The organism is Nocardia sp. NPDC049707 (genome assembly GCF_040674855.1).
In the GTDB taxonomy this organism is placed as follows: Bacteria; Actinomycetota; Actinomycetes; order Mycobacteriales; family Mycobacteriaceae; genus Nocardia.
The window spans coordinates 20532-30967 of sequence record NZ_JBFANN010000065.1; the positions used below are offsets into that span (position 1 = coordinate 20532).

Sequence of the window (10436 nt, forward strand, 5' to 3'; positions counted from 1 at the left end):
AGGACCTGTCAGCCGCACCACTTCTGTCGGTTGCTGTGCATCACCCGTTACTTACTCGGGAAGGTGTGGGGAAATTCCCCTAATGGTTCGGGTGCCCCTAATCGGAACGTGCGGTGCGTGCTAGGGGTGCGCCCCGTTTCGGGCAACGCCGAGCGTTCCTAGCGTGAAATGCATTCCAACGACCGCGGATCGCGAGGATCCGCTCATCCAGGAGATGATTTCGATGACACCCAACGCGATTCTGGAGTTCATTCTCGACCTGCTCCGGGACCACGAGGCCGCGGTGGGGTATTGCGCCAACCCCGGACAGGCGCTGGCAGCTGCCGGTTTGCTCGCCGTGACGCCAGAGGATATCGCCGCCGTCGCCCCCTTGGTCGCCGAATCGGCTCTGATCGCGGGCACCGCGGATCTGGGCGGTCACGCCGGTTTCCCAGTGACCGGTGCTGCTTCCTCGCCCGTCGGGTCCACCGTGAATACCTGGTGGTCGCTGGACGTTTCGAATGCCTTCGGTTCCGGACTCGACAGTTCGGCCGGTTCGCATCTGGACACGTCGGTCACCGGACACAGCGAAACTCATGCAGGTACCGATCTGGCCGGACCTGCCGGCATCGATCTCGGCGGCGACGCCTTCCTGCACTGAGCGGTCCCGGCGGCTATTTGTACGGAAGAGGTTCGATGGGGACCCCGCGGTGAATGCTCAACCGCCCGCAGTACCGCTGCCGCGGTGCGCACATGGCGCGCTCGCGCCCGCCACCCCCTGGCCGACCAACTCACCGCGGCCCGCAGCACCGAAGGCACCCTCAGCCTGCTACTGGAGTAATCCTCGGCCGGATGCTGCGGACCGGCCACGATCGGCGCATTGCCGGATCTCGGGAGCAGTGCGGCTCGATGCGCACACCGGGCAGTGCGGCCGCACACCTGCCGCGGCGGGGCTCATCGGCGGTGCGCCGCAGCAGGTCGCTCGCACGGTCGTCGACAAGGATTGCGCGGCGTAGGTTCCGTCGCAGGTGTGGACCCGCGGCCCCTGGGTACGCCCCGGATATCGAACCCAGGAGCATGCGATGACTCAAAAAGATGTGGTGAATGCGTTGCTGGACCGGGCGGGCAGCGGCTACGCGGCCGAGGCCGGTATCACCCTGGCCGATGAACCCGCTCCGCTGTTCCAACTACTCATGCTCGCCGAATTGCTCAGCACCCGGATCTCCGCCGATATCGCCGTCGCAGCGGCCAAGGAGTTGGTGAGTACCGGGTACCGCACCCCGAACCGGGTCGCGGATGCTGGTTGGCAAGAGCTCGTCGACGCACTCGACCGCGCCCATTACAAGCGCTATGACGAGAGTGCGGCGTCGCGCTTGGGTGCCAACGCGTCTCGCGTGCTGGACCGCTACGGCGGCGACCTGCGCAAACTCGCCGACGAAGCCGAGCACGACTCGACCCGCGCCGCCGAACTGCTGCAACAGTTCCAGGGCATCGGCCCGACCGGCAGCGATATCTTCCTGCGCGAAGTCCAGGATGTATGGACGTGGGTCCGACCGCATTTCGACGAACGCGCGCTGCGCGGCGCGGAACGCGTCCAACTTCCGGCCGATCCGGACCGCTTGGCCGATCTGGCCCCGGAAAACCACACCGCCGACCTGGCCGCCGCATTGGTTCGGGTCGGACTGAACCGCGAGATCGCCGATCAGGTGCTCGCCGCCACCTGAGGATCAGGTGATCTGCACCTGCACCCGCAGACCGGCCGCGGCGATCATATTGACCAGCGCGTCCAGGCTGAACAGATGCGTTCGGCCGCCGAGCAGATCGGAGATCCGCGCGGCGGTCACGCCCAGGTGCTCGGCGGCGACCTCCGGACTCCAGCCCTTGGTCGCGATCCGGTCGGTCAGTTCGAATATCAGCTGCGACCGCAGCCGCATATTCTCGACGTCGCCCCGGATGTCATCGATCGCATCCCACACGATGTCGAAGATCTTCTCGGCCATGCTTAGCCCACCTTCTCGAGCTGTTCGAGGACGTCTGTGCGCTGTTGGTGTAGAAGTGGAGAGACCGTGCCCATCGTCGCAGCAGGTACGGCCGAACGGCGGCAACTCCGCCGAACCCGCGTCGGGCGTAGGAAGGTCGTGAGGTGATGCCGGACCGTGACGCGCAACCATTCGCCCAGGTGAGCCTGGCCGCGGGAGCGTTATTCGTGCGCGATGAGCAGGTGCTGCTCGTCCATTCGGTCGATCACTGTGATTGGTACGTTCCGGGCGGCATTGTCGGGCCCGGCGAATCGCCGGCCGCGGCCTGTCGCCGCGCGATCCGCGAAGAACTCGGCCTGGACCGCCCGCCGCAGCGACTGCTGGTGCACGACTGGGTGCAGAAACCAGCGGACGACAAGATCGTTTACATCTTCGACTGCGGCGAACTCGGCGACGAATCGGCCGTTCGACTGCGGGACAGCGACCTGGACCGCTGGCAGTGGGTCCGGGTCGACACCGCGGACAGCTTCGCCGGCCGCGAGCCGGCCCGCCGTATCTGGCAGGCGTTCCGTGCCCGCATGGAGGGCCACGCCGTCTACCTCGAACACGGCCAACCCACGCTCGGCTACCCGGACACCGCGGTGGCCGCACCCTCGTGGCTCGATCGGCAGCCCGACCGGGACCGGCACCTCGGCTGAGCGTCAGGGGGACGTCGCCGTAGCGGCCGGGTCGATCAAGATCTTCGCGTGTTGTTCCGGATCGGCCAGCGCGGTGAACGCATTATCGATACCGTCCAGCCCGACGGTGCCGGTGATCAATCGAGCCGGATCGACCTTCCCGTCGGCGATCATATGCAGCGTGTCGCGGAATTCACCTGGGTCGTAGCCGAGGACGAAGCGAACTTCGATTTCCTTGTTGATGGCCATCGCCGGTTGGAAGTGGTCGGTCTGCATACAGACGCCGACCACGACAACGCGCGAAAGCGGCGGCGCGGCCGCGAGGATCTGATCGATAATGCCCGGCACACCCACACATTCGAAGATGACCGGGCCTGCCGGACCGGCATTGAGCGAATGCACCAGCCGGAAGACATACCACCAGGGCAGATTCGGGACGCGGCGCAGCCGTTCCATGGTGTCGAAACCGAGGCTGAGAATATCGGTGACACCGTTGATCCGCCCGCGCTCGGGCGCTGCCTCCCATGGTGATTCGGTCGCGGGGTCGACCACGATATCGGCACCACAGCCGACGGCGAGTTCGCGGCGGCGCGGTGCGAAATCGCTGGCGACGACGGTGCGCACACCCGCCGCCTTCAGCACGCTGATGACCGCCAAACCGATAGGGCCGCAGCCGATTACGAAGGCCGTCTGGCCCTTGCCGACCCGCCCCTTGCGCACCGCGTGCCAGGCGACGGCCATCGGTTCGGTGAGTGCGGCATGTTCGGCCGAAAGTCCGTTCGGGATCGGCATTGTCATGGATTCCTGCACCACCACCTGCTCGGCGTACGCGCCGGGTGCGGCGGTCGAGAGCCCAGTCAGCTGCGGTGCGCCATTGTGTCGCACGATCGGCAGTGCGACCACAGGGGTACCTGTCCGCCAGCGTTTGTGGCAGCCCGGCCCGTAATCGACTATCTCGCCACTGAATTCGTGTCCGAGCACCACGCGCTGATCCGAGCGCATGAACTGGTCGTATCCGGTGCGTGCGGCCAGCTCGGCCATCTCGTCGGCGTGCGTGCGGACATGCAGATCGGACCCGCAGATGCCGCATCGCGAGACATTGATCAGCACCTGCCCGCGGCCGGGCGTCGGTGTCGGCAATTCCTCGACCGAGAACTCGGTATTGGTGACGACGGCGGCCCTCATAGTCGACCTCCTCGGATCGGCGGCGCACGGTGGGCGGGGTGAACCGCCCTAGGTCACCCTACTGCCGCACCTGTCGTATGCAGCGAAAATGCGAGTCCGTGCCGGGCCGGCCCGCTTCGCTCGGCATCGTTGATCACAAGTGGTCAACATTGCCGGCTCGGGCGCTGGGCCTGACGAGAATGGCGGGCGGCGCCCCCTTCTTCCCGGATCGGGAATAGACCGCGAGGGCCGTTGGTTGAGCTGTTCGACAATGTTGAGTGTGTTCGGCTCAAGTTTCAGTTGACGCCCGGTGTCGAATGGGTGCAGGATTGAGCCGACCACGCTCAGCGTTGCTGGGACCGTGCTCCGTGAGGTGCTTGGGGCGAGGTCTCGCGGCACTCGACTCGGCAGTCGCCGGGGCGGATGTCGCAGGGCGGGTAAATCGCCTGAAACCCCAGCACCGACACAAGTAGTTGTTATGAGAGGCCAGGCACGGAAGCGGCAGCTTGCGGCCCCGCTCATCCCGAATTGGACACAGGAGGAACCACCATGGCTCGTGCGGTCGGAATCGACCTCGGGACCACGAACTCGGTCGTCGCCGTTCTCGAAGGCGGCGAGCCGGTCGTTGTCGCGAACTCTGAAGGATCGCGCACCACCCCCTCGGTCGTCGCGTTCGCCAAGAACGGCGAGGTTCTGGTCGGCCAGCCCGCGAAGAACCAGGCGGTCACCAACGTCGACCGCACCATCCGCTCGGTCAAGCGCCACATCGGCACCGATTGGTCGGTGGCCATCGACGACAAGAAGTACACCGCGCAGGAGATCAGCGCGCGCGTGCTGATGAAGCTCAAGCGCGACGCGGAGGCCTACCTGGGCGAGGAGATCACCGACGCGGTGATCACCGTGCCGGCGTACTTCGAGGACTCGCAGCGTCAGGCCACCAAGGAAGCCGGTCAGATCGCCGGTCTGAACGTGCTGCGCATCGTCAACGAGCCCACCGCGGCCGCACTCGCGTACGGCCTGGACAAGGGCGATAAGGAACAGACCATCCTGGTCTTCGACCTCGGTGGCGGCACCTTCGACGTCTCGCTGCTGGAAATCGGTGAGGGCGTCGTCGAGGTCCGCGCCACCTCCGGTGACAACCACCTCGGTGGTGACGACTGGGACGAGCGCGTCGTGACCTGGCTGGTCGACAAGTTCAAGGCCAGCGCGGGCATCGACCTGACCAAGGACAAGATGGCCATGCAGCGCCTGCGTGAGGCGTCGGAGAAGGCCAAGATCGAGCTGAGCTCCTCGCAGAGCACCTCGATCAACCTGCCCTACATCACCGTCGACGCCGACAAGAATCCGCTGTTCCTCGACGAGCAGCTGACCCGCGCCGAATTCCAGAAGATCACCTCGGATCTGCTCGACCGCACCCGCGCGCCGTTCCAGTCCGTGATCAAGGACGCGGGCATCAATGTGGCCGATATCGATCACGTTGTGCTCGTCGGTGGCTCGACCCGTATGCCCGCCGTCTCGGACCTGGTCCGCGAGTTGACCGGCGGCAAGGAGCCCAACAAGGGCGTGAACCCGGACGAGGTCGTCGCCGTCGGCGCCGCCCTGCAGGCCGGTGTGCTCAAGGGTGAGGTCAAGGACGTCCTGCTGCTCGATGTCACCCCGCTGTCGCTGGGTATCGAGACCAAGGGCGGCGTGATGACCAAGCTCATCGAGCGCAACACCACCATCCCGACCAAGCGTTCGGAGACCTTCACCACGGCCGATGACAACCAGCCGTCGGTGCAGATCCAGGTGTTCCAGGGTGAGCGCGAGATCGCCTCGCACAACAAGCTGCTCGGCTCCTTCGAGCTGACCGGCATCCCGCCGGCCCCACGCGGTGTGCCCCAGATCGAGGTCACCTTCGATATCGATGCCAACGGCATCGTGCACGTGACCGCGAAGGACAAGGGCACAGGCAAGGAGAACACGATCAAGATCCAGGACGGCTCCGGCCTGTCCAAGGAGGAGATCGACCGGATGGTCAAGGACGCCGAGGCGCACGCCGCCGAGGACAAGGCCCGCCGCGAGGAGGCCGAGACCCGCAACCAGGCCGAGTCGCTGGTGCACCAGACCGAGAAGTTCATCAAGGAGAACGAGGACAAGGTCCCCGCCGACGTCAAGACCAAGGTCGAGGCGGCTATTGCCGAGGCCAACGAGGCGCTCAAGGGCACCGATATCGCGGCCGTGAAGGCCGCGGTGGAGAAGCTCGCGACCGAATCGCAGGCACTGGGTCAGGCGATCTACGAGGCATCGGCCGCCGAGCAGGCCGCGTCCGGCAACGGCGCGCCGAGTTCCGCGAGCGATGACCAGGTCGTGGATGCCGAGGTTGTGGACGAGCCGGTCGACACGGAGAAGAAGTGAGCGAGGGAAACTCCGAACAGGAGCCGATCACCATCGTCGACAACCGCAAGATCGATCCGCAGGATCGGAGCCTGCACGGCGACCAAACGGTTCAGGCCGGTGAAATCCGGGAACCGGCGGCACAACCTGCCGCCGGGCCCGGCCCGGAAGCCGGGAACGGCAGCGAACCCGGCATCGGGACCGATGACGGCGCCGAGATCCTGGCCGAGACCATCACCAGGGAACTGGCCGAGCGCACCGCCGACTTGCAGCGGCTGACCGCCGAATACGCCAACTACCGGCGGCGGGTCGAGCGGGACCGGCAGGCCACCATCGATGCGGCCAAGGCCGCCGTGGTCTCCGAATTGCTCGGTGTCCTGGACGATCTCGATCGTGCGCGGGCGCACGGCGATCTCGAATCCGGCCCGCTCAAGTCGGTCGCGGATAAGCTCACCGACGCGCTGGTCAAGCAGGGTCTGCAGGAATTCGGTGCGGAGGGTGAGCCTTTCGATCCGACCCTGCATGAGGCCGTGCAGCACGAGGGCTCCGGGCACGATCCGGTGATCGGCCTCGTCATGCGCAAGGGCTATCGGTTCGGCGATCGAGTGCTTCGGCACGCGCTCGTCGGGGTAACCGATGGCGTGGCCGATCTGGTCGAAGAAGAGGCATCGGATGCTGATGCCCATACGAACAACCAATAGCAACCCGAGAGGAGGAGATACCCGGTGAGCCAACGGGAGTGGATCGAAAAGGACTTCTACAAGGAGCTGGGTGTCTCCTCCAGCGCCTCGCAGGACGAGATCAAGAAGGCGTACCGCAAGCTCGCCCGTGACTTGCATCCGGATGCCAATCCCGGCGATACCAAGGCCGAGGAGCGGTTCAAATCCGTCAGTGAGGCCCATGCCGTGCTGTCGGATCCGGCCAAGCGCAAGGAATACGACGAGACCCGAACGCTGTTCGCCGGTGGTGGATACGGGCGCGGTGGTTTCACTCCCGGTGCGGGGGGTGGCTTCTCGCAGGACTTCAATATCGGGGACATCTTCGGCCAGCCGAATGCCGGCGACGGTGGCCTCGGTGACCTGCTCGGCGGCCTGTTCAACCGGGGCGGCACGCGCACCGCGAGCCGTCCACGCCGCGGTGCTGATGTGGAGACCGAGACGACTCTCGGTTTCCGCGAGGCCGCACAGGGTGTCACGGTTCCGCTGCGGATGACGAGTCCGTCGCCGTGTACGACCTGCCACGGCAGCGGTGCCAAGCCGGGAACCAGCCCGCGAGTCTGCCCGATCTGTAATGGAAACGGCGTGATCAGCCGCAACCAGGGCGCGTTCGGCTTCAGCGAGCCGTGCGACGAATGCCGTGGTACCGGTTCGATCATCGACAATCCGTGCGTCGACTGCCACGGCAGCGGCATCCAGAATCGGACCCGCACCATCACGGTGCGAATTCCGCCTGGTGTCAGCGATGGGCAGAAGATCCGGCTGGCCGGACAGGGCGAGGCCGGACTGCGTGGTGCACCCTCGGGTGACCTCTATGTGACCGTGCACGTCAGCCAGGACAAGGTCTTCGGCCGCAACGGCGACGACCTGACCCTGGTGCTGCCGGTCAGTTACAGTGAATTGGTGCTGGGCACAACGGTTTCCGTGCCCACGCTGGAAGGGCGCGTCGGCGTCAAGGTGCCGCCGGGCACCGCCGACGGTCGCATCCTGCGGGTGCGCGGCCGTGGTGTGCCCAAGCGCGGTCCCGGCGGCGGGGCGGGTGATCTGCTCGTCACCGTCAAGGTGGCCGTGCCGCAGAAGCTGGACGACGATGCCGCCGAGGCGCTCAGGCACTACGCGGAGGCCGAGAAGACCAGCGGGTTCGATCCACGTGCGGGATGGGCAGGTGCGTGATGTCCGATAATCCGAAGCGGGCAGCAGGCGGGCCGTCGCGGGCGGAGTTCTTCATGATCTCCGTGGCGGCCCAGCTGGCGGGTATGCACGCGCAGACACTGCGCACGTATGACCGCCTGGGACTGGTTACGCCGCAGCGGACTTCGGGTGGCGGTCGACGGTATTCGGCACGGGACGTCGAACTGCTCCGCGAGGTGCAGCGGCTGTCCCAGGACGAGGGCGTCAACCTGGCGGGCATCAAGCGCATCATCGAACTCACCAATCAGGTCGAGGAACTGCAACAGCGTGTCGCCGAGATGTCGGCCGAGCTGGACCAGCTGCGCGCGGGGTATCGCCCCGATCTCGCACCGCAGCAACGCAGTACCGCACTGGTGGTGTGGCAGCCGCGCAATAGGCGCCGATAAGCGCGACGGTAACGCGAAGGCTCCGGCAATCGGTTTTCGACCGAACCCGGAGCCTTTGTCATTTCCCGCCGATAATCGGATGCGTCACGGCGCAACGCCGTTTCGGGTCGTTGTCTCGAATAACTGCCGGCGGTGCTCGGGCAAACTCCTGACCCGGGTTTCGTTACCCGACAATCGGTTCGGTCGCCGGTGAGTGTCGGCATCCGATTCGATAAGGTTGCCGGTGATGTGCCCAGCCGCGAAGTTTGCTGGGCCGTTGGGCTAGCAAATAATGAGCTGGATCGGGCCGTAGGTTCCGTCGGTTGCCGGGCCGCCCGGTGCCAGTGGTTTGCTCGAGGTGGATGCGCGGTCCCGGATTGCGGGTTGCCGCAAGGTCGCTCCGAGAACCCGAGCAGGATGAATCTTGCAAAACGGACCTTGCGAATTCGTAGAATATATGGCCGATTTCACCGTCGTATTCGTTCTTTCGGTTTGTTTCCAAGGGCTTTCGTGGCGCAGGTCCTCGTTTCGGGAAATTACATGCGTGATGTTTATTGCGAGTGATCCCGTAGCTGGCAGACCTCGCCTACACTCGTTCGCATCGGCTGCTGTCGAGTGTCCCGCAGCACTTCACTCGTCGGCACAGGTTTGTGTTCGAGTGCAAAAGGGGTTGTGACACAAATGGATTCGCGGACCGTCGCTTCGATAAGAACAACGTTCAAGGCGGTTGCTGCCGAGGAGGACGGTCCGGCAAGGCTAGCCAGTACGTTCTATGCAATCTTGTTCACGAACTATCCCGCCGTTCGGGACATCTTCCCCGCAGCGATGGATTCCCAGCGTGACCGGTTGGTCAAGGCCATCTCCTACGCGCTGGATCGGCTCGAGGAGCCGGACAAGTTATTGCCGTTCCTCGCTCAACTCGGGCGCGATCACCGCAAGTACGGGGTGCAGGCCGCGCATTACACCGCCGTGGCCACCTCCCTGAAGGCCGCGATGCGGATCTTCGCGGGCACCGAGATATGGACCGACGAGGTCGACCGGGCCTGGGACGAGGGCCTGAAGATCATCGGCGACACCATGATCGGCGCGGCCGAACAGGAATCGACGCCGCCGGTCTGGTCCGGGACCGTCGTCGAACGCCGCGATGTGCTGCGCAATCTCGCCGTGGTGCGGTTGCAATTGAATCAGCCGATGCAGTACGCCGCGGGCCAGTACATCAGCGTGCAGATCCCGGCCCGGCCGCGCATGTGGCGCTATCTGTCGCCGGCGGTGCCCGCGAATGCGAACGGGGAGATCGAATTCCACATCCGCGGGGTGCTCGGCGGCTGGGTCAGCCCGGCCATTGTCGGCCACACCGATATCGGCGACCAATGGCTGCTCGGCTCACCCCTCGGCGGACTCGGCGTGCCGCGCAATGCGGAACGCAAAATGCTGATGATCGGCTGCGGTACCGGCATCGCACCGCTGCGCGCCCAGCTCTTGGCGATGGCGCAGCGTGTCATCAATCCGCGGGTGCACCTGTTCGTCGGCGGCCACCATCCCTGCGACCTCTACGATCTGGAGATCCTGAGCCGACTGGCCACCGCGAATTCGTGGCTCACCGTCACACCGGTCACCGAGAGCGATGAAAATCCCTGGTGGTACCTGGATTCCGGCGAACCGGAGCGCATCTGGCCGGGCCTGGAAGCCCGGGTAACCGGCCAGATCGGCAAGGTCGTCGCGAGCTACGGCTCCTGGGCCGACCGGGATGTGCAAATCGTCGGAGCACCCTCGATGATGCAGACCACGAAGTTCCGTCTCATGGCCGCTGGAACGGAAGCCAAGAACATCCGGCACGACCCGCTCTTCTGAATTTTTGGCCGCGTGGCCGCGGCGTGTTCGCGGCCCCCTTCAGTCTCGCGTCCGAGCCGTCGAGACTCGCGACTTCGTCGCATGCGCTTCGACGCCACCACACCCCCACCGATCACCGCCGCCGCGACCGGCCCGCAG

The 10436-nt window shown here is 65.5% G+C and carries 10 protein-coding genes; 8 read left to right on the top strand and 2 right to left on the bottom strand.

Annotated elements, in window-relative coordinates; translation table 11 throughout:
- Positions 1 to 163: 163 nt before the first annotated feature.
- Together AB0J29_RS34365 and AB0J29_RS34370 are read left to right on the top strand one after the other, a co-directional pair.
- Positions 164 to 640 carry an IniB N-terminal domain-containing protein gene (locus AB0J29_RS34365; protein ID WP_364794927.1) on the top strand — a complete coding sequence of 159 codons (477 nt, stop codon included), beginning with the start codon at positions 164 to 166 and terminating at the stop codon, positions 638 to 640.
- A gap of 421 nt (positions 641 to 1061) precedes the next feature.
- The gene (locus tag AB0J29_RS34370; RefSeq protein WP_364794929.1) at positions 1062 to 1703 is read left to right on the top strand and encodes an endonuclease; all 642 of its coding nucleotides are present in this window, start codon (positions 1062 to 1064) and stop codon (positions 1701 to 1703) included.
- A 3-nt stretch (positions 1704 to 1706) separates the two neighbouring features.
- On the opposite strand, the gene AB0J29_RS34375 is transcribed toward AB0J29_RS34370, so the two are convergent.
- Positions 1707 to 1979, bottom strand: coding sequence for an XRE family transcriptional regulator (locus AB0J29_RS34375; protein WP_364794931.1), 273 nt, complete (start codon positions 1977 to 1979; stop codon positions 1707 to 1709).
- Between the two features lie 146 nt (positions 1980 to 2125).
- Between AB0J29_RS34375 and AB0J29_RS34380 the strand changes: the two genes are divergently transcribed.
- Positions 2126 to 2656: an NUDIX hydrolase gene (locus AB0J29_RS34380; protein ID WP_364794932.1), complete on the top strand. Its 531-nt coding sequence runs from the start codon at positions 2126 to 2128 to the stop codon at positions 2654 to 2656.
- Between the two features lie 3 nt (positions 2657 to 2659).
- Here AB0J29_RS34380 and AB0J29_RS34385 read toward each other — a convergent pair whose 3' ends face one another.
- The gene (locus AB0J29_RS34385) at positions 2660 to 3820 is read right to left on the bottom strand and encodes a zinc-binding dehydrogenase (RefSeq protein WP_364794933.1); all 1161 of its coding nucleotides are present in this window, start codon (positions 3818 to 3820) and stop codon (positions 2660 to 2662) included.
- Between the two features lie 528 nt (positions 3821 to 4348).
- Here AB0J29_RS34385 and dnaK point away from each other — a divergent pair.
- From dnaK to AB0J29_RS34410, 5 genes are all read left to right on the top strand, one after another.
- A complete protein-coding gene (dnaK, locus tag AB0J29_RS34390) occupies positions 4349 to 6196 on the top strand; it encodes a molecular chaperone DnaK (protein ID WP_364794935.1) in 1848 nt (615 codons plus the stop codon).
- Positions 6193 to 6876: a nucleotide exchange factor GrpE gene (gene grpE, locus AB0J29_RS34395; RefSeq protein WP_364794937.1), complete on the top strand. Its 684-nt coding sequence runs from the start codon at positions 6193 to 6195 to the stop codon at positions 6874 to 6876. The genes dnaK and grpE overlap by 4 nt, the downstream gene beginning before the upstream one ends.
- 24 nt (positions 6877 to 6900) lie before the next feature.
- Positions 6901 to 8064, top strand: coding sequence for a molecular chaperone DnaJ (gene dnaJ, locus AB0J29_RS34400; protein WP_364794938.1), 1164 nt, complete (start codon positions 6901 to 6903; stop codon positions 8062 to 8064).
- Positions 8064 to 8468 (top strand): helix-turn-helix transcriptional regulator, encoded by a 405-nt coding sequence (locus tag AB0J29_RS34405; protein ID WP_364794939.1) that lies wholly within the window; start codon positions 8064 to 8066, stop codon positions 8466 to 8468. Before dnaJ ends, AB0J29_RS34405 begins: the two co-directional genes overlap by 1 nt.
- A 660-nt stretch (positions 8469 to 9128) precedes the next feature.
- Positions 9129 to 10298 carry an FAD-binding oxidoreductase gene (locus tag AB0J29_RS34410; protein WP_364794941.1) on the top strand — a complete coding sequence of 390 codons (1170 nt, stop codon included), beginning with the start codon at positions 9129 to 9131 and terminating at the stop codon, positions 10296 to 10298.
- The last annotated feature ends 138 nt before the right edge of the window (positions 10299 to 10436 follow it).